We start from the raw sequence: 17,637 nt of genomic DNA, 5'->3' as shown, positions 1-17,637 counted from the left end.
AAAAGCTTTCCTATTTTCACTATATCATAAGTCAGAATATTTGAAAAGATTTTTCTACGAAAGTCCCTGAAAAATCAAGGAGTAGAATCAAATACCTCTCGAAAAAATATAATAACATTAGTATTTTTCGCCAGTATCAACGAAAACGGAGACCCTTAGGGAAATAATTTTTCAGAATGCCTTGACTGACTTTCGCAAATCCTAAGCCGTTTCCTGCAGCTAAGACTTGGTACCAGCCGTTTGGAAAAAGTGGATCTACGTTGATCGTCTCACCTGCTGCATAGCGATAAAACTGTTCCTCCGTTAATTCTATCTTAGATATTACTTCTCTTGGTTGTAAGGCCAAGCCCAAGGCAAAGCTTGGCTCAAAACGTTTCTTTTTAAAGGTTCCCAGATGCAAGCCATTTCGTGCAATTTTTAGCTTGGAAAGATCCGGAAGCTCCTCCGGCAATAGATAGAGCTGCTCACCAAAGGTTTGCAAAATCCCCGTCAGTACCGTTTGCAAGTGTTTATCTGAAAACTCCTTCCACAATTGCTGTTGTTCGGCCGTTAAATTACTCCGACTTCCTTTTCTTTTTTGGTTTTTACTATTACCAGAAAACCGAAGTCGCGCAACAAACTGACCTTCTCCCATAAAATGGTGAGGATACATGCGGGCTACTTGAGGCATTCCGATTCCTTTCACCATTCCATTGATAAAGGGCACTTCTTCAAGAATCGCATCATGCTCTTCGATCAACCACTGGACAATCTCTTCATTTTCTTCTGGCGACCAGGTACAGGTTGAATAAATAAGAACACCGTTTGGGGCTAACATCTTAATGGCATCTGTCAAAATATCTCGTTGTAGCATAGCACATTCACTTGGATAAGTAGACGTCCAATAATCCATGGCAGCAGGGTCTTTTCGAAACATCCCCTCACCTGAGCACGGGGCATCTAAGACAATCATATCAAAATATCCCCCAAAAACCTTAGCCAAGCGCTCTGCTGATTCATTGGTCACCAGGACATTGCGGGCTCCAAATCGTTCAATATTTTCGACTAGGATTTTCGAGCGTTTTTTTGAAATTTCATTGCTGACAAGAAGGCCTGTATTGCCCAAATAAGATAAGAGATGGGTTGATTTTCCTCCAGGTGCAGCAGCTAAATCCAAGACCTTCATGCCCTCTTGAGGAGCGGCTACCTGTCCCACCACTTGTGCTGCTGGTTCCTGTGAATATAAGAGACCAGACACATGCTCTGGAGATTTCCCATTCACCTTTCCATAATAAGACCAAGGCATTGAAGGAATTGACTGTTCAAAGGTTTGTTGGACTTCTTTTAAGGGATTGGTCCTAAAACCTGCAACAGCTTCTTTCTCAAAGCTCATAAAAAAAGAGCTAGCCTCCTCTCCCAAAAGTTGCTCATATTTTTCTTGAAATCCTTTTGGAAACTTCATCTAACTCCCTCCTTTTTGACGATATAAGAAGTAATTTCTCCCATTTTTTCTATAGGAGCAATCATCACATCCTGACGCGTTTGAAAATCTGGGATTTGCCCATCGATAGTCAAGACCTGATAGCCTAATTTTTCCGCTAAAATACTAGCAGCTGCATAATCCCAAGGAAAAATCGAGGACACATACAAGAGCAAGCGACCCGATAAAACCTTTGCAAAACTAATCCCTGCACTACCATAAAGACGGGTTCCCAAAGATTGGTGCACAAGAGGCAAAATATCAATCGACTCACTCTGAAAGAAACCAGCGCTGATAGAAATCAGAGATTGCTGCAAGGACCTATCGCGATAACCAGCTAATTTCTGCTCATTACAGTAAACATCAAACTGCCCTCCACCGTGGTAAAGCTCATCTCGCATCACATCATAGATAAAGCCAAACTGGCCAACGCCATTTTCAAAATAGGCAAGCATAATAGCAAAATCCGTCTGTTGGGCAATAAAATTATTGGTTCCATCAATGGGATCAATCACCCAAACCTGACCATCAAAAATAGGATGACGAAGCCCCTTTTCCTCCGCAAAAATCTTATCTTCTGGATACGATGCTAGAATCTTCTGTACAAGCTGGTCTTGGACTTCTTCGTCCAGCTGGGTCACGAGATCTGTCGGCCCTGATTTTGTAGCAATCACAATCGGCTCATCTAGGCGTTCACGGATGTAGGCTGCTGCCTCGTAAATAATCGTTTTTGCAAATGCGAACTTAATTTCCAAGAGAAATCATTCCTTTCTCCTGTTTTTTTGCGGCTTCAACAGTCCGGTAAAGCGAGTAGCCACTGGCAGCCTCAAATTCGCGTCCAATCCGTTTTTCTTCCCCTTTGCTTGGGACAACTGTTTTAAAGACCTTATAGGCTTCTAGCACGTCTTGTGCCAAAACCTTTGATTCGTAGGCTTTTTCAACTTGGGATAAAAAAGAAAGCACTGAAGCAAGCTCTTCAGTGCTCCACGATAAATCTAGTGGGTATTGATAGTTCTTATTCATATTCCTTATTCAATCTCTGCTCGTAAGGTTGCATCGCGTAATTCCTGCTGGCGGTAGCCACGTGGCAAAAACGCTCGAATCTCATCTTCATTAAAACCGATTTGCATCCGTTTGCCGTCGAGAATAATCGGGCGTCGTAAAAGACTTGGATTTTCTCCAATCAAACGAATCAATTCGGATATAGACATATTTTCAACATCTACATTTAATTTTTGAAAAATCTTTGAACGAGTTGAAATAATGTCATCTGTACCATTTTCTGTTAAAGAAAGGATATGCTGTAATTCATCTCGTGAAAGGGGACTCGTCATAATATTGTGTTCCTGAAAAGGAACATCATGATTGAGTAACCAAGCACGCGCTTTTCTACAGCTAGTGCAACTTGGTGATAAAAATAGTGTAATCATGTATTTCTCTTCTTATTTATTTAGACCTATTCTTATTATACCAAATTATCAGGCATCCGACTAGACATTTTCGTGATTTTTTCAGAGATTTTAAGAGGATTCATCCCCTAGTCAAGCGTCCAACGTCGTGCAGCTGCTTCGTCTTGTTTTAATTGCACCATTAAATTCTTCAAGCTAGAGAATTTAATCATATCCCGTAGGCGATCTAGCCAGTAAATGGTCACTTTATCACCATACATATTTCCTGAAAAGTCAAATAAATGCACTTCCAAGCGTAATTCATTGCCATTAAAGGTCACATTCTTGCCAATACTAGCCATGCCGCGATAAATATGACCTTGATAGGCAACATCCACGACATATACCCCCTCTTGAGGCAGAATAACCCTATCCAAAGGAGCTAGATTAGCCGTCGGATAGCCCAAGGTTCGGCCTCGTGCATCCCCATGAACCACCAAACCATGGGTCGTTAATGGACGCCCTAACAACTCGTAGGCTACCTTCACATCTCCTTTCGTAATTGCCTGTTTAATCCGTGTCGAACTAATCTTTTCTCCTGCCTTCTCGACAGATGGCACAATGATGACTTCAGCAGAGGTATAGCCTTGCAAATCCTTAGCTGATTGTTTATCGCGACCAAAATGATAGTCAAATCCTGCCACAATAACCTTTGCCTTCAGAGCCTTGATGTATTGCTCCACAAATTCTTGACCTGTATGATGTGCAAAACGGCTACTAAAATCTATCAAGTAAAGAAAATCCACTCCTATGGCTGCAAAAGCTTCCTCTCGCTCATCAGGATTTGCTAAGTGGGACAATAAATCTTCTTGATAGCGGACAAATGGAATCTTAGGGGACTCTGGAAAGGTTAGGACAGCTATTTTCAACTGTTGGGCTGTCGCTATTTTTCTGGCCGCTTCAAACAAGGCCTGATGCCCTTTATGAAGACCATCAAAATATCCCAAGACGAGGACAGTGTCCTCACGCTGTTCTATATCTTCCTGATTGGTAATATATATCGTTTTCATAGTTCTATTTTATCATAAAATCTCACTGAAAGACTTTTTTAGGCTTGTAAACTGCCTCTCGTTTTTCCAAGATAGCGATTAATTTCCCCTCGTGAAATCCTGCCACCTGCTCGTCCTCAACTGCTAAAGAAATGAAGCGTCCAAATCGGACTTCCTCCTCTTGCTCACTGGTCAACTCTAGTACTTTCAAGTCTCCAATTCCTAATTCTAGAGGTTGCAAAAAGGATAGGTCATCTGCTGCTACTTTCTCAGCAATTTCAGCCAAGGTCAAACTATCTTCCAAATGCATACCGGCAGAAGAGGTCCGTGTGAGTGCAGACATGTGGCTCGCATAGCCTAATTTTTCTCCCAAATCTACCGACAAGGTGCGGATATAGGTGCCTTTGCTACAAACCACCCGAAATTGAAAGGACAAGAGCCCGTCTTGAAAAAAGAGAGGACTGGTTCTCTCAAATGCATCAATGGTTACCTCTCGTTCTGGACGTTCGATGATTTCACCTGCCCTTGCGTACTCATATAACTTTCGACCATTGACCTTGACTGCGGAATACATAGGAGGAGTCTGCTTGATAGTTCCTACAAATGTCTGCATGGCCGTATCAATAACCTCTTCTGATAGAGGCTCTGATAGCCGCGTTTCTGTCACAATCTCCCCACTTGCGTCTTCAGTTGTCGTCGAAAATCCAAGTGTAATCTCACCCTCATAGGTCTTGCCTTCTTCCTGCATATACTCAACCAAACGCGTTGCTTTTCCCACTGCAATCGGCAACACACCTACCACGTCAGGATCTAGCGTTCCACCGTGGCCGATTTTCTTGGTTTGCAAGATTTTTCGCAGTTTAAAAACTACATCATGCGAAGTCATTCCGGCTTCTTTTTTAACATTTATAATTCCATTCATCATCTCGCTCCAGTCTCTTCTTTCAGGGCTTTAAATTTGGCTTTCATAGTCGGATTCTTTCGGGTTAGCTTTTTGACTGACACATCTTCTAATTTATTATTGGCGAGACGCAGTTGATTTTCACTGGTCGTTAGGGCTGCCTTGACCGCTTCCATCCGCTTAATGGCCTTATCAATCTCCTCAATCGCCTTTTGGAAATTGTTACTCGCCGACTGGTAATTTTTGGCAAAAGCATTCTTAAAGATTTCCAAATCTTCTTCAAAATGCGTAATATCAATATTTTGCTCACGTACGAGTGCCAATTCCTGCTTATAGGTCAAGGCATTCATAGCGGCATTCCGCAAAAGGGTAATCATCGGTAGGAAAAACTGGGGTCGGATGACATACATCTTTTCATATACATAAGAAACATCGACAATACCAGAATTATACAGCTCACTATCGGACTCAAGAAGGCTCACCAAAATCGCATACTCACACGACTTTTCTCGGCGATCCTTGTCTAATTCCTTTAAAAAATGCTCATTCTTTTTCTTGGTTGCCGTTTCATCGCCTTCATTTTTCATTTCAAACATAATCGAGAGAATTTCAACCCCGTTTTCATCGTATTCGCGGTAAATATAATCGCCCTTGCTGCCTGTCCGAGCGTCATTGTCCTTGGAAAATTCTGCACGAGGAAACATGGACATGCGGTGCTTGTTAAACTCATACTCGCAGTGTTGTTCCAAGCTCTCTCCAATCATTTTAGTCGATTGTTTAGCCTTGAAATCCTTGTAGAATTCAATCGTTTCTTCTTTTTGCCGGAGTTCTATTTCATAACGTTCTTTGAGAGAGTTCTGGGCTAATTCTGCCTCTTTTTCCTGCAAAAGAAGCTGGGTCTTTGCCTCATCACGTTCTTTTTCCAGCACATACACTTGCTCTTTCAAGCGGCTCTCTTCTTCTAATTCCAAACGTGAAAGTGCATGCTGCAACTCCTTGACCTCTTGCTCTTTTTGGGTTAAGACTTGAGTGAAATCCTTTTCTAAATTCCCTTTTAAAACATCTTTTTCCAACTGAAATTGGTCAATTCGATGTTGGAGTTGGATGATTTCCTGCTCTTTTAGGGACAGTTGTTCCTGACTTTTTTGCTTGAATTGCTGCTCGGTTAACTGTCGTTCTTGCTCTAAACGCTCGTGGATTTCCTTGGAAAATTCCTCCGTCCGTACCTGGGCTAAAAGCTGGCTGTACTGGGTTTCATTGACTGTAAAAGCCGTCCCACAATGGGGGCATGTAATATTATTCATGGCATCCTTTCTGTGTAGAAGAAAAGGCTGGGACAGCGCCCCAAACCCTTTTCCTGTTTGATAGCTAGATTTTCGATAAAATCGCATCCCAAGCATCATCAAGACCGGACTTATCAACAGAGGAAAAGACAATAAAATCATCTCCCTTGTCAAAATCCAATTTTTTCTTGATGGCAGACTCGTGCTTATTCCACTTTCCACGCGGAATCTTATCTGCCTTTGTCGCGACTACAATGACAGGAATTTCATAATATTTTAAAAAGTCATACATCTGCACATCATCGCTACTGGGGTCATGCCGCAAATCGACAAGACTGACCACTGCCCGTAAATTTTCACGACTGGTCAAGTACTCCTCGATCATCTTGCCCCATTTGGCACGCTCTGCCTTTGACACTTTTGCATAACCATATCCCGGCACATCAACAAAACGAAGTTTGTCATCAATGTTAAAGAAATTCAAGAGCTGCGTTTTCCCAGGTTTCCCAGAGGTCCGAGCTAGATTTTTTCGATTTAAAAGAGTGTTGATGAAACTTGATTTTCCAACATTGGAACGACCTGCTAGGGCAATCTCTGGAATGTCATCTTGAGGATAGTGAGATTTGTTGGCCGCACTCAGCAAAATCTCTGCATTATGTGTATTGATTTCCATGTTTACCCCTTAAGCCGTTTCCAAAATTGGCTTGCTCTTGCCTTCTACAGCTTCCTTGGTAATGCGAACCAGCTTGACATTTTCTTGACTTGGAACTTCAAACATAACATCTAACATGGTTTCCTCGATAATGGAACGAAGGCCACGTGCTCCTGTTTTTTGCTCCAAGGCTTTTTGAGCAATTTCCCGAAGAGCCTCGTCATCAAATTCCAATTGAACATCATCAAAGGACAAGAGGGCTTGGTATTGTTTAACTAAGGCATTTCTCGGCTCACTTAAAATTCGAACCAAATCCTCTACCGTCAACTGCTCTAGGGCAGCAAAGACAGGCAATCGACCGATTAACTCAGGAATAATACCGAATTTTTGAATATCTTCGGCAATGATTTCCTGCATATAAGAGCCATTTTCAGCGATTGCTCGATTATTCTGACCAAATCCAATAACTTTTTCGCCCAGACGCTGTTTCACGATTTCTTCAATGCCGTCGAAAGCACCGCCGACAATAAAGAGAATATTCTTCGTATCCACCTGAATCATTTCTTGCTGCGGATGCTTACGTCCACCCTGTGGTGGAACGCTCGCCACTGTCCCTTCAATGATTTTGAGAAGGGCTTGTTGGACACCCTCACCAGAGACATCTCGGGTGATAGAAACATTTTCACTTTTCTTTGCGATTTTATCAATTTCATCAACATAGATGATGCCACGCTCGGCACGCTCAATATTGAAATCTGCTGCTTGCAAAAGTTTCAAGAGGATATTTTCAACATCTTCCCCCACATAACCAGCTTCTGTCAAGGCTGTTGCGTCCGCAATAGCGAAAGGAACATTCAAACTCTTAGCCAAGGTTTGCGCTAGAAATGTCTTTCCTGAACCAGTCGGGCCAATCATAAGAATGTTTGACTTTTGCAAATCCACTTCCTCTTCGCTGTCACGATTATCATGGAAATTGATCCGTTTGTAATGGTTATAAACCGCTACTGCCAAGGCACGTTTCGCACGGTCTTGCCCGATAACATAATGGTTCAAAATATTGAGCAATTCTTGTGGTTTTGGCACCACAGACAAGTCTGCCAAGACTTCTTCTGCCAATTCTTCACGGATAATTTCCTGAGCTAACTCGACACATTCGTTACAGATAAAGGCATTATTTCCTGCAATAATTTTGGGAACTTCTTCCTGACTTTTTCCACAAAATGAGCAATAAACCATCATCTCTTGTTTCCTATTTGTAGGCATTGTTTACTCCTAGTTCTTGTAATTTTCTAAACTTTTTCATTAAAATAAGGTCATATAAAAGGCATGGATGCTATTGACAAGATTGGTAAAGGCATTGAGCCAAAAGAGGACGGCTAGCCCATAGCGTCTTTTCTTTTGGGCCTGCAAGGCGGTCAGCACACAAATCCCGCACAAAACAGCTGTAAAAAATCCAAAAATACTGCGTTCCATTACAGCTCCTTTCTGCGCCAGCGTCTCACAGTAAAGTCATAGGCATTTTTTTCATCCTTGGGATAAAAATTGCTTGCTACCTCTTCAAAAGCATTCCAATCAAACGAAGTTGAAAAGTAGGTATCTCCCTCAAACTGCTCCTGAATGTCAGTCACCACCAACTCATCTAACACAGCTTCAAAAGCCGTGAAAATCTGGCTTCCTCCAATGATATACAAGGAACAGTCCTGCTTTTCATACCAAGCAAGGACATCCTCAACCGAGTGAAATACCAAGGCTCGTTCATCTCCTGCCTCATACTGCTCATCCTTCGTCAAAATCAAACTGATACGTTTGGGTAAGAGCCTTTTCCCCATGCCATCAAAGGTTACCCGTCCCATCAGAATAGCTTGATGAAGGGTTGTTTCTTTAAAATGCTGTAAATCAGCTGGTAAATGCCAGGGAAGGGTTTGATTTTTTCCAATCAATCCTTTCTCATCCTGCGCCCAAATGGCAACAATTTTCTTCGTCATAGTTCCACCTTTATCCTACTCATCTTATTTTATCAAAAAAGGAAGAAAAAGGCACTTGTAAACTACGAGTGTCTTTTCATTTTTTCTACTTGTCCTCATAAAGAATAAAATAATTTCCCTCTTTCTCTCTTGTCACCCAATAAATAATCAGCACTAAGCTCGGCAAAATAAAGCCCAGACGAATTGATAAATAATGCAAGACAAGGTCAAGTAGCACTGTTATAGGAAACAAAACAGCTAATTCTTTAGTAGAAGGGCCTTTAAATAGCTTCATAAAGCGATAAGCCCCGCTGAGGAAAAGGGTAAGACTGAGAATGAAGAAACCGATAAAAATGGGAAGGATAATAAATGGATATTTCGCCAGAAAAAAGAACACATTAAAATAATCATCGGGATTATTTGTTAGGATGAAAAGAGACCACAAGGCATAGGTAGAAATAAGAAGGTAGATAAGTGCAAATCCTCCTCCAACCCTTGCTAGAATTCTTCGCGTCTGGTCTGTTCTTCCTGCATAATAGCCCAAATACCAGCCCAAGCCCCAGTACGGGATGAATACTCGCCAAGGCTCTTTTAAACCAAGTGTTTTGCCACCAATATATAGTAGATAAGCAAGTAAGATGAAAAAAGATAGTTTGCTCATAGCTGGCTCCTTCAGGTGTTAGATCGCTAAATCAAACTTGAGCTGTGGTTTGACTGGATGATAATCAACTAATTCAAAATCTTCCGGTTTGATATCGTAAAAATTCGTTCCATCTGGCACATTCAAGACTAAGCGTGGCTGACAATCACTCGGCTCCCTATTGAGCAACTCCTTGGCCTGTTCAAATTGATTATCGTAGATGTGCAAATTATTGATGAAATAGAAAAATTTCCCAACTTTCCAACCGAAATGCTTCGCGATCATCATCTGGAGGGCCACATACTGCATGGCATTGATATGGTGGGCTACCAACATATCATTACTTCGTTGGGTCAGAGTGGCATCCAAATATATCTCTCCGTCAACTCGTCTGACATCAAACATGGTCTGAAAGGCACAAGGCAAGAGACCGTCTGTCTCCTCAAAGGCTTCATAGTCCCAAAGTGAGATAATATTACGACGATTCCAGGGATTATCCGCTAATTGTTTGAGAATTTTATCAATAATCTGGTGTTTTTTGACAACAGCACCATACCGCTCACCAATCGTTCTTGTTGTTCCAACTTCCCAGTCATTCCAATAGGTCACACCGTATTTGTCATTCAAAACCGAAAGGCTATTGGTCTGATCTTGGTAAATCCAGCAAACTTCTTTAATAGCCGACTTAATCGGAATGGGACGTAAGGTGGTAATGGGAAACTCCCCCTTTGCCAAATCGTATTCCGCAAAGGAGCCGGTAATATATTTGGAATTTGCAACATTTCCATCTTTATAACGTGGACGAGCATTCTCTGAAAAGACGCCCTCATTGAGTATTTTTTGAATGTTTTCTTTGAAAATTTGATCTGCTTTTGTCATGCTTCTAGTATATCATTTTTGAAAACATTTGCCTATTTTCTACTATAAAAAAACAAAAATCCTCGGATAAACCAAGGACTTCTGAAGATTAGGATTCTTTGCCATAAGCACTTTTCATTATAAGCCTTATGGAGCATTTTTATGTAGTCAAAAAGCCCTATAATCTCCGCAGAGGATTTACCCACTACAGAAATTATGGAGCCACTTTTTTACCTTATTCTACACTGGCTAGAATCGCAGCGTGAACAGATTCTTTTTCACGTTCTAACAAGGCTACTTTAGCAGAAATCTCTTTAATTCCCATGCTAATGCTTCGGCTAATCGCCAAATCATCTAACTGAGGTTCAAAGAAGGCTTTGTACTCATCTAAACGCTCTTGGGTCTTAAAGATGGCACCTGGCAAGACCACAAAATGATCAAAGCTCATATCGCCACCCAAAGCCGCCTTAATCCAGTCCCAATTTTCACGAGCCCAGCTCCAAGTTAATTCTTGGGTGTAATCTTGGCGCAAGAAAGCTCCATACCAAGAAGCCAAATCTTGCGGTTTCACGACAAATTTATCCTGCCATTTAGCAAGAATGTAGGCCACTGTATCTGCGTCTTTCGTCTTGGAAAGGGCCGATGCCAGCTCTCTTTGGAAAGCACTGTCATTTGTCTTGATATAAAGATCGAGGTAACGATCGACCAACTCCTTGCTTTCTTGGTGTTTCATTTGATTGCTCAAGACATAGAGGCGAATGGCTGCAGGAATTTTTTCCAAATCTTCCTTGTGGACTTCAAAGAGTTGGCTGGCTTTTGCCACTGCATCAGCCTCATCGGCTTGAATCATATTGCTAAGGGTTAGTTGACGCACTAATTCATCTTCGTCTTTTTCACCAGCAATCTTTTCAAAGCCAAGACGGTCATAATTGTATTGGTTTAGCCTAATGCTTAACGCATCAAAAGCTTTTGCTACATCTGTATCCGAATCGACAAATCGTTTGAGGTTGATAAGCACCATGGTAACGGCATCGACAACCATGTAAGCATCTTCTTTGGCTAATCGTTGAATTACAGGAATCAAGTCAGCTGTTGGAATGACACCACTTTCTGCTAATAAACGGCGGTCTTGCACAATCTGAAGTTTGCTAGTCGCATCTAAGCTTGCAAGGTTACTCAACAGATTATCCAAAAGTTCGCCTTGATAATTTGTGATATAGTGAGCTGTGTTTTCCGTATTGAGACGAAGTGCTCCTTCATTTTCAGCAGCTAGCTGGCTGTAATTTGGAATGCGAATACTTTCTTCGGTCAAAGTATCTGGCAGACCCTGCCAGTTGCTGTTTAGCGGTACTGGCCACAGACGTCCCTTTTCTTCGCTTTCTCCGATAAAGAATTGTTTTTGAGAAATCGTCAAGACATCCTCTTTTACAGACAAGGTCAAGACTGGATAGCCTGGTTGCTCCAACCAAGCATCCATGAATCCTGCCACATCACGGCCAGAAGCATCGCTAAGGGCATTCCAAAGGTCCGTTCCTACGGTATTTCCGTATTGGTGTTTCTTAAAGTAGGCATTCAACCCCTTGGCAAAAGCTTCATCTCCAAGCCAACGACGAAGCATGTGCATGAGACGGCTTCCTTTGGCATAAACGATTGCCCCATCAAAGAGAGTATTGATTTCATCTGGATGAGTTACTTCGACATGGACAGATTGGACCCCATCCGTAGCATCGCGTTTCAAGGCTGCTCCGACACCGCCTGTTTGGAAATCTTCAAAAATCTTCCAGCTTGGTTCTAAGGCATCCACACAGACGTACTCCATCATATTGGCAAAGCTCTCATTTAACCAGAGGTCGTCCCACCACTTCATCGTCACAAGGTTTCCAAACCACTGGTGAGCTACTTCATGGGCAATCACCAACGCAACCTGTTGACGGCTCGTAACACTTGAGTGTTCATCCGCTAGCAAATACACTTCTCGATAGGTCACCAAGCCCCAGTTTTCCATAGCACCTGCTGAAAAATCAGGAAGTGCCACATGAAGAGATTGTGGAATTGGATAAGCAACACCAAAATAATCTTCGTAAAATTCAATCGAACGCTTGGCAATATCCAATGCGAAATCTAATTTACCAACTGGTTGCGCCTTTGTCGCATAAACTCCCACCAAGGTTCCATTCTTGGTTGTCGTGGTGATGCCCTGCAAATCTCCCGCCGCAAAAGCAAGCAGATAAGAAGACATGCGAGGAGTTGTTGCAAAAGTCCAAACACCTGTTTCTTTGCGTTTTTCAAGGTCAATTTCTGGCATATTGGACAAGGCAATCTCGCCCTCTGCCTGGTCAAATTTCAACGATAAATCAAAGGTTGCCTTGGCTTCTGGCTCATCCACACATGGAAAAGCTTCGCGGGCAAAATGACTTTCAAACTGGGTCGACAAAACTTCCTGACGCAAACCATCCACCACATAGTAAGATGGATAAATTCCTGTCATATTGTCCGTGATGTTTCCTGAAAACTCAACCACAAATGTTACAGAACCAGTGCGAGGGAGCGAAATAGAAAGCGATTCTTTCTCCTTGTTCACTTCAAAGGATACCTCTTCGTCACCTAATCGGACAGCTTGAATGTTTAAATCCTTCTGATGAAGAGAAATCGTTTCTGACTTGGCTTCACCAGTGATAGTAACACGTCCTGTAAAAGCTTTTTCCTGCCGACTTAAATCCAAAAACAAATCATAGTGTTCTGGTACAAAAGTTTCAATAAAATGTTCCACTGCTTGCATAGTAGCTCCTTTACGTTCATCGGGCAAGACGTAACATTTCTCACCCAAAGTTCATTTAATCATCAAGATGCGAGGGGGCAAGGAAATTTCCTCCCTATTACCCCCATCATGAGCGACAATCCACTCTCTCTTTTTGAGATTGGTTCCGCTCTCATCATCTACTCTATTGTAGCATAATTCTGAACAATAAACACATTTTTTCCATCTTTTCTTTTCATTTATGGTAGAATAAAAGAAGTTATTTTTGAAGGAGTACCTATGTCTGAAGTATTTGATATTACGATTATCGGTGGCGGCCCTACCGGTCTCTTTGCTGCCTTTTATGCCCATTTACGCCAAGCCAAGGTCAAATTGATTGACTCTCTTCCACAACTCGGAGGACAGCCGGCCATTCTCTATCCTGAAAAGAAAATCTTGGATGTCCCAGGCTTTACAAATTTAACAGGTGAAGAATTGACCACTCGCTTAATTGACCAATTAACCAGCTTTGAAACCAGTATCCATCTCAACGAAACGGTACTAAACATTGAAAAGACAGAACAAGAATTCATCCTTACAACCACCAAAGGCCAGCACCATAGTAAGGCTATTTTAATTGCCATGGGAGGCGGAGCCTTCAAACCACGCCCCTTGGAACTAGAGGGAGTCGAAGACTTTGACAACATCCATTACCATGTCTCAAATCTCCATCAATATGCAGGTCAAAATGTCGTGATTTTGGGAGGCGGAGATTCAGCGGTGGATTGGGCACTTGCTTTTGAAAAACTTTCTTCAACAACCATTGTTCACAGACGCGAAAATTTCCGTGCCTTAGAGCATAGCGTCAGTGCCTTAGAAGAGTCTAGTGTGACCATCAAAACACCATTTGTCCCAAGCAAACTCATCGGAGATGGCACACGCCTTACCCATCTAGAAATCTCAAAAATCAAGTCTGAGGAGACAGAACATCTCGCTTTGGACCACCTTTTTGTGAACTACGGATTTAAATCCTCTGTTGGCAATCTCAAAAACTGGGGCTTGGAACTCGACCGTCACAAAATTAAGGTCAATAGCAAGCAAGAAACCTCTGTAGCCGGTATTTATGCAGCAGGAGACTGTTGTAGCTACGAAGGTAAGATCGACCTTATCGCAACTGGCTTAGGAGAAGCACCAACTGCTATCAATAATGCTATGAATTATCTCTACCCAGACCAAAAAGTCCAACCCAAACACTCAACCAGCCTATAAAGAACTCCCCAAGTCTATCTTATCTGACTTGGGGAGTTTTTGTCTCTTTCCCAGTCGCCATAAAATGATTGGGAATAGAGAAAAACACTCTATAACTTGGATATCACTGCCCAATTTATAGAGTGTCGTTCATTTTCTTATCTTAGATTTATTTAGCCAATTTAGCTTTTGCCGCATCTGCAAGCGCTGTGAAAGCAGCTGCATCATTTACAGCAAGATCAGCCAACATTTTGCGGTTTACTTCGATTTCAGCCAATTTCAAACCATGCATCAATTGTGAGTATGACAAACCGTTCATACGAGCTGCCGCATTAATACGTGTGATCCACAATTTACGGAAATCACGTTTTTTCTGACGACGGTCACGGTATGCATAGTAGTAAGAATTCATTACTTGTTCTTTTGCAGTACGGAACAAGATATGTTTTGCACCATAGTAACCTTTAGCTAATTTTAAAATACGTTTACGACGTTTGCGTGATACAACGCCACCTTTAACACGTGCCATTTATATTTCCTCCAATAATTCCTAGAATAAATCTACAACTGTCTTATTTAAGACCAGTAAGCATTGCTTTAATACGTTTGAAATCTCCTGCAGATACCATAGAAGCTTTGCGAAGATGACGACGTTGTTTTTTAGTTTTTCCGTGGAAACGGTGAGAAGTGTAAGCACGGAAACGTTTCAATCCACCAGAACCTGTACGTTTGAAACGTTTAGCTGATGCGCGGTGTGTTTTTTGTTTTGGCATGGTATATTCTCCTTTTTCTAACTTTCTGACAGCTATTTTTTGTCAGGGATTGGGGCTAACTGCATGAACATTTGACGTCCATCCATCTTAGCTCTTTGCTCAATAATCGCCACATCTTGTGTCGCTTCAGCAAAATCTGCTAATACCTTAGCTCCAATTTCTTTATGGGTAATCATCCGTCCTTTGAAACGGATAGAAACCTTCACTTTGTTTCCTTTTTCAAGGAATTTTCGTGCATTGCGAAGTTTCGTATCAAAGTCCCCTTTATCAATCGTTGGACTGAGACGAACTTCCTTGACGGTAACAACACTTTGCTTTTTGCGCTGTTCTTTCTGCTTTTTCTGATACTCAAATTTGAACTTACCGTAGTCCATAATTTTTGCAACAGGTGGTTTGGCTTGTGGTTGAATTAACACTAAATCCACGCTTGCATTATCGGCCAAAGCTTGTGCCTCTGCAAGTGGTTTAATGCCTAATTGCTCACCCTCAAGACCAATCAAGCGAACTTCACGCACACGAATTTCATCATTGATGAATAAGTCTTGTTTTGCTATGGTTTTCACCTCTTTTTTATTTTTAGAGAAAAACAAGAACGGACTTGCAACGCAAATCCGTCCTACATGATTTATTCCATCACTGAAACTTAATCCGTAGAGCCAGACAACGTTAGTCGCAAGGCGAGAAGCTCTCACTTCTGCTTTTCTCAACTCTATTATCTTATCAAGTTTCAGCTGATTTGTCAAGAATTTTTTTCGCTTTTTTAGAAATAAAATCTACAACTGCTGGAATATCGACGCCTGTGGTATCAAAATGAATGGCATCCTCGGCTGGTTTTAAAGGCGATACAGCTCTATGACTATCCTTATAGTCTCTTTCTGCAATTTCTTTTTCTAAGGTTGCTAGATCTGTCTCAATCCCTTTTTGAAGATTTTCTTTATAGCGACGCTCTGCACGTTCTTGGACAGAGGCTACTAGGAAAATCTTTAATTCTGCTGTTGGAAGGACAACGGTCCCAATATCACGACCATCCATGACAATCCCGCCTTGTTCTGCAATGGAACGTTGCAAGGCGACGAGACGCTCTCGAATCATCTCCTGTGCCGCCACAGCAGATACAGCATTCGTGACATCATTTTCTCGAATGGCATGTGTGACATCAACATCCCCAACGAAAACTAACTGCTCCCCTTCCTCATCACGACCAAAACTAATCGGATGGGCCTCTAAAAGCATCAGGATAGAATCTATATCTTCTAGCCCTAGACCATTTTGAAGGGCTAGATAGGTGACAGCACGATACATCGCCCCTGTATCTAAATAAGTATAGCCGAAATCTCTCGCAATAATCTTTGCAACGGTACTTTTACCACTTGAGGCTGGGCCATCAATGGCGATTTGAATTTGTTTCATGCCTGTACTCCTAGCGAATCTTTACAACATCACCAGGATTGGCATACCAAGAACCTGTTGACATGTGGGAAGGGTTTAAACGTTCCAAATCAGCAATCGAAATCCCTGCACGGGCTGCGATGGAAGCTTCTCCTTCGCCAGCTAGAACCACTATAGTTCCTTCCGCAGGAGTTTGAGAAGTCTGTTCTTCACCTTCCTGAACTTCTCCTTCGCCTTCTGTCGATGAGGCTACAACGGTTTCTGTCGTCGCACCTGCATTGACTGACGTACTAAAGAATCCTTCCATATTGGTCTTTTTATTGCTACCACCTGTCGATAGATAGACGAGCAGGGCAATCATTATAATGACAATCACAAAAAATACTGACGCTAAAATCGTCAATAAACGTGTCGCTAAAACACTGGTTGATTTACTTGAACGCTTCAACTCTTCTTCTCCATTTTCATAAATATTTTCTTCCCAACCTTCTTTTTCCATAACTTCCTCCTTGTATTTTTTTCAAAATCTTATTACAATATGTATATGAAGATAAAACTAATTCCTGAACGATGTATTGCTTGCGGGCTTTGCCAAACTTATTCCGATTTATTTGATTACCACGATAATGGAATTGTCAAATTTCACCAAGAAGACGACCTTCTTGAAAAAGAAGTCACTCCTGATGAAGGAATTCTGGAGGCTGTGAGAGAATGTCCCACACGCGCACTCCTAGGAGACTAATCTTTTTGAGTGTTTCCATAATACACTTCAAAATAATCCAAATGAGTCAAATGATCCATCAATTCAACTTCTCCTTGGAAATGCTCATTTAAGGCAAGAGCATTGACAAAGTATTTCTTCGGCCACTTTCGCATACAGAAGGTTCGGCCTTTTTCTTTGCCGTCTAAAAAGAGTGTAATAGAGGTCTTCGTCACTTCTACTTTTTTTATGCTTGCGATCGCAATTTTTTTCGGTGTAAAAGGGTTGGCCGTAATAATCCCCAACATCCCATCTTCGTAGATGGTAAAATAACGATGGACACCCAATCCTAATAACAACATAAATAAAAAGAAGGAAAATAAGACTAAGGTAGGAATTCTTGAACTCTCATACATCAAAGAAAGCCCTACAAATATCGGAATCAGTGATAAAGACCAATACACAACTAAAATGGATACATCTGGCTGCCAATGGTATCGCAACTGACCAAAAATCTTTATCATCGCTTACCTCCTCCTATATAGTTTACCATAAAATCAAAAAAAATAGAATAGACGAACTATTCTATTTTGTAA

22 protein-coding genes and 1 other annotated feature are annotated in these 17,637 nt (G+C 41.7%); of the genes, 2 read left to right on the top strand and 20 right to left on the bottom strand.

Features of this window, described 5'->3' with window-relative positions:
* Window positions 1-136 precede the first annotated feature (136 nt).
* The 14 genes from BFM96_RS07385 to BFM96_RS07325 form a co-directional block, all read right to left on the bottom strand.
* The gene (locus tag BFM96_RS07385) at window positions 137-1,441 is read right to left on the bottom strand and encodes an RsmF rRNA methyltransferase first C-terminal domain-containing protein (RefSeq protein ID WP_068992415.1); all 1,305 of its coding nucleotides are present in this window, start codon (window positions 1,439-1,441) and stop codon (window positions 137-139) included.
* Window positions 1,438-2,214, bottom strand: coding sequence for an inositol monophosphatase family protein (locus tag BFM96_RS07380; RefSeq protein WP_068992412.1), 777 nt, complete (start codon window positions 2,212-2,214; stop codon window positions 1,438-1,440). Before BFM96_RS07380 ends, BFM96_RS07385 begins: the two co-directional genes overlap by 4 nt.
* Window positions 2,204-2,482, bottom strand: a complete 279-nt coding sequence (locus tag BFM96_RS07375) for a UPF0223 family protein (RefSeq protein WP_068992409.1) — start codon at window positions 2,480-2,482, stop codon at window positions 2,204-2,206. The genes BFM96_RS07380 and BFM96_RS07375 overlap by 11 nt, the downstream gene beginning before the upstream one ends.
* A 5-nt stretch (window positions 2,483-2,487) precedes the next feature.
* Window positions 2,488-2,889: a Spx/MgsR family RNA polymerase-binding regulatory protein gene (locus BFM96_RS07370; protein WP_068992406.1), complete on the bottom strand. Its 402-nt coding sequence runs from the start codon at window positions 2,887-2,889 to the stop codon at window positions 2,488-2,490.
* A 107-nt stretch (window positions 2,890-2,996) separates the two neighbouring features.
* Window positions 2,997-3,917, bottom strand: coding sequence for a bifunctional riboflavin kinase/FAD synthetase (locus BFM96_RS07365; protein ID WP_068992403.1), 921 nt, complete (start codon window positions 3,915-3,917; stop codon window positions 2,997-2,999).
* A gap of 22 nt (window positions 3,918-3,939) precedes the next feature.
* Entirely contained in the window at window positions 3,940-4,818 is an 879-nt protein-coding gene (gene truB, locus BFM96_RS07360) for a tRNA pseudouridine(55) synthase TruB (RefSeq protein WP_068994250.1), read from the bottom strand.
* Window positions 4,818-6,101: a DUF2130 domain-containing protein gene (locus tag BFM96_RS07355; RefSeq protein ID WP_068994248.1), complete on the bottom strand. Its 1,284-nt coding sequence runs from the start codon at window positions 6,099-6,101 to the stop codon at window positions 4,818-4,820. The genes truB and BFM96_RS07355 overlap by 1 nt, the downstream gene beginning before the upstream one ends.
* 64 nt (window positions 6,102-6,165) lie before the next feature.
* A complete protein-coding gene (gene yihA, locus BFM96_RS07350) occupies window positions 6,166-6,753 on the bottom strand; it encodes a ribosome biogenesis GTP-binding protein YihA/YsxC (protein ID WP_068992401.1) in 588 nt (195 codons plus the stop codon).
* 9 nt (window positions 6,754-6,762) lie between these two features.
* A complete protein-coding gene (gene clpX, locus BFM96_RS07345; RefSeq protein ID WP_068992396.1) occupies window positions 6,763-7,995 on the bottom strand; it encodes an ATP-dependent Clp protease ATP-binding subunit ClpX in 1,233 nt (410 codons plus the stop codon).
* 39 nt (window positions 7,996-8,034) lie between these two features.
* Entirely contained in the window at window positions 8,035-8,205 is a 171-nt protein-coding gene (locus BFM96_RS11110; protein ID WP_145939721.1) for a hypothetical protein, read from the bottom strand.
* Entirely contained in the window at window positions 8,205-8,717 is a 513-nt protein-coding gene (locus BFM96_RS07340; protein WP_068992394.1) for a dihydrofolate reductase, read from the bottom strand. The genes BFM96_RS11110 and BFM96_RS07340 overlap by 1 nt, the downstream gene beginning before the upstream one ends.
* Before the next feature lie 85 nt (window positions 8,718-8,802).
* Complete coding sequence (locus BFM96_RS07335) at window positions 8,803-9,357, bottom strand: hypothetical protein (RefSeq protein WP_068992391.1); 555 nt, start codon at window positions 9,355-9,357, stop codon at window positions 8,803-8,805.
* A gap of 18 nt (window positions 9,358-9,375) precedes the next feature.
* A complete protein-coding gene (locus BFM96_RS07330; protein WP_068992388.1) occupies window positions 9,376-10,215 on the bottom strand; it encodes a thymidylate synthase in 840 nt (279 codons plus the stop codon).
* A 214-nt stretch (window positions 10,216-10,429) separates the two neighbouring features.
* Window positions 10,430-12,973 (bottom strand): M1 family metallopeptidase, encoded by a 2,544-nt coding sequence (locus BFM96_RS07325; RefSeq protein WP_068992386.1) that lies wholly within the window; start codon window positions 12,971-12,973, stop codon window positions 10,430-10,432.
* 258 nt (window positions 12,974-13,231) lie between these two features.
* Here BFM96_RS07325 and BFM96_RS07320 point away from each other — a divergent pair, with 258 nt between their 5' ends.
* The gene (locus BFM96_RS07320) at window positions 13,232-14,200 is read left to right on the top strand and encodes an NAD(P)/FAD-dependent oxidoreductase (RefSeq protein ID WP_068992380.1); all 969 of its coding nucleotides are present in this window, start codon (window positions 13,232-13,234) and stop codon (window positions 14,198-14,200) included.
* Window positions 14,201-14,348: 148 nt separating this feature from the next.
* Here BFM96_RS07320 and rplT read toward each other — a convergent pair whose 3' ends face one another.
* The 5 genes from rplT to BFM96_RS07295 all read right to left on the bottom strand — a co-directional run bounded on the left by rplT (window position 14,349) and on the right by BFM96_RS07295 (window position 16,840).
* A complete protein-coding gene (gene rplT / locus BFM96_RS07315) occupies window positions 14,349-14,708 on the bottom strand; it encodes a 50S ribosomal protein L20 (RefSeq protein ID WP_003003310.1) in 360 nt (119 codons plus the stop codon).
* Window positions 14,709-14,751: 43 nt separating this feature from the next.
* The gene (gene rpmI / locus BFM96_RS07310) at window positions 14,752-14,952 is read right to left on the bottom strand and encodes a 50S ribosomal protein L35 (RefSeq protein WP_015604488.1); all 201 of its coding nucleotides are present in this window, start codon (window positions 14,950-14,952) and stop codon (window positions 14,752-14,754) included.
* Window positions 14,953-14,984: 32 nt separating this feature from the next.
* Window positions 14,985-15,515, bottom strand: coding sequence for a translation initiation factor IF-3 (gene infC, locus BFM96_RS07305; protein ID WP_068994246.1), 531 nt, complete (start codon window positions 15,513-15,515; stop codon window positions 14,985-14,987).
* A 15-nt stretch (window positions 15,516-15,530) separates the two neighbouring features.
* Window positions 15,531-15,658 (bottom strand) — a sequence feature (ribosomal protein L20 leader region).
* A 14-nt stretch (window positions 15,659-15,672) separates the two neighbouring features.
* Complete coding sequence (cmk, locus tag BFM96_RS07300; protein WP_068992377.1) at window positions 15,673-16,362, bottom strand: (d)CMP kinase; 690 nt, start codon at window positions 16,360-16,362, stop codon at window positions 15,673-15,675.
* A 10-nt stretch (window positions 16,363-16,372) separates the two neighbouring features.
* Complete coding sequence (locus BFM96_RS07295; protein WP_068992375.1) at window positions 16,373-16,840, bottom strand: SAG1386/EF1546 family surface-associated protein; 468 nt, start codon at window positions 16,838-16,840, stop codon at window positions 16,373-16,375.
* A 45-nt stretch (window positions 16,841-16,885) separates the two neighbouring features.
* On the opposite strand from BFM96_RS07295, the gene BFM96_RS10950 reads away from it, so the two are divergent.
* Entirely contained in the window at window positions 16,886-17,083 is a 198-nt protein-coding gene (locus tag BFM96_RS10950) for a ferredoxin (protein ID WP_083201772.1), read from the top strand.
* On the opposite strand, the gene BFM96_RS07290 is transcribed toward BFM96_RS10950, so the two are convergent.
* Window positions 17,080-17,565: an EbsA family protein gene (locus BFM96_RS07290; RefSeq protein ID WP_068992372.1), complete on the bottom strand. Its 486-nt coding sequence runs from the start codon at window positions 17,563-17,565 to the stop codon at window positions 17,080-17,082. The genes BFM96_RS10950 and BFM96_RS07290 overlap by 4 nt on opposite strands.
* Between the last annotated feature and the right edge of the window lie 72 nt (window positions 17,566-17,637).

Source organism: Streptococcus himalayensis (genome assembly GCF_001708305.1).
GTDB lineage: Bacteria > Bacillota > Bacilli > Lactobacillales > Streptococcaceae > Streptococcus > Streptococcus himalayensis.
The sequence above is the reverse complement of the archived record's forward strand: the minus strand, read 5'-3'. Positions and strand labels throughout refer to the sequence as shown.

Coding starts and splice junctions, on each gene's coding strand:
- BFM96_RS07385 (WP_068992415.1), bottom strand. CDS start 1,441: ATGAAGTTTCCAAAAGGATTTCAAGAAAAATATGAGCAACTTTTGGGA.
- BFM96_RS07295 (WP_068992375.1), bottom strand. CDS start 16,840: ATGGAAAAAGAAGGTTGGGAAGAAAATATTTATGAAAATGGAGAAGAA.
- BFM96_RS07325 (WP_068992386.1), bottom strand. CDS start 12,973: ATGCAAGCAGTGGAACATTTTATTGAAACTTTTGTACCAGAACACTAT.
- clpX (WP_068992396.1), bottom strand. CDS start 7,995: ATGCCTACAAATAGGAAACAAGAGATGATGGTTTATTGCTCATTTTGT.
- BFM96_RS07335 (WP_068992391.1), bottom strand. CDS start 9,357: ATGAGCAAACTATCTTTTTTCATCTTACTTGCTTATCTACTATATATT.
- BFM96_RS07320 (WP_068992380.1), top strand. CDS start 13,232: ATGTCTGAAGTATTTGATATTACGATTATCGGTGGCGGCCCTACCGGT.
- cmk (WP_068992377.1), bottom strand. CDS start 16,362: ATGAAACAAATTCAAATCGCCATTGATGGCCCAGCCTCAAGTGGTAAA.
- BFM96_RS10950 (WP_083201772.1), top strand. CDS start 16,886: ATGAAGATAAAACTAATTCCTGAACGATGTATTGCTTGCGGGCTTTGC.
- truB (WP_068994250.1), bottom strand. CDS start 4,818: ATGAATGGAATTATAAATGTTAAAAAAGAAGCCGGAATGACTTCGCAT.
- rplT (WP_003003310.1), bottom strand. CDS start 14,708: ATGGCACGTGTTAAAGGTGGCGTTGTATCACGCAAACGTCGTAAACGT.
- BFM96_RS07370 (WP_068992406.1), bottom strand. CDS start 2,889: ATGATTACACTATTTTTATCACCAAGTTGCACTAGCTGTAGAAAAGCG.
- BFM96_RS07330 (WP_068992388.1), bottom strand. CDS start 10,215: ATGACAAAAGCAGATCAAATTTTCAAAGAAAACATTCAAAAAATACTC.
- BFM96_RS07365 (WP_068992403.1), bottom strand. CDS start 3,917: ATGAAAACGATATATATTACCAATCAGGAAGATATAGAACAGCGTGAG.
- BFM96_RS11110 (WP_145939721.1), bottom strand. CDS start 8,205: ATGGAACGCAGTATTTTTGGATTTTTTACAGCTGTTTTGTGCGGGATT.
- BFM96_RS07355 (WP_068994248.1), bottom strand. CDS start 6,101: ATGAATAATATTACATGCCCCCATTGTGGGACGGCTTTTACAGTCAAT.
- BFM96_RS07375 (WP_068992409.1), bottom strand. CDS start 2,482: ATGAATAAGAACTATCAATACCCACTAGATTTATCGTGGAGCACTGAA.
- BFM96_RS07340 (WP_068992394.1), bottom strand. CDS start 8,717: ATGACGAAGAAAATTGTTGCCATTTGGGCGCAGGATGAGAAAGGATTG.
- BFM96_RS07290 (WP_068992372.1), bottom strand. CDS start 17,565: ATGATAAAGATTTTTGGTCAGTTGCGATACCATTGGCAGCCAGATGTA.
- rpmI (WP_015604488.1), bottom strand. CDS start 14,952: ATGCCAAAACAAAAAACACACCGCGCATCAGCTAAACGTTTCAAACGT.
- yihA (WP_068992401.1), bottom strand. CDS start 6,753: ATGGAAATCAATACACATAATGCAGAGATTTTGCTGAGTGCGGCCAAC.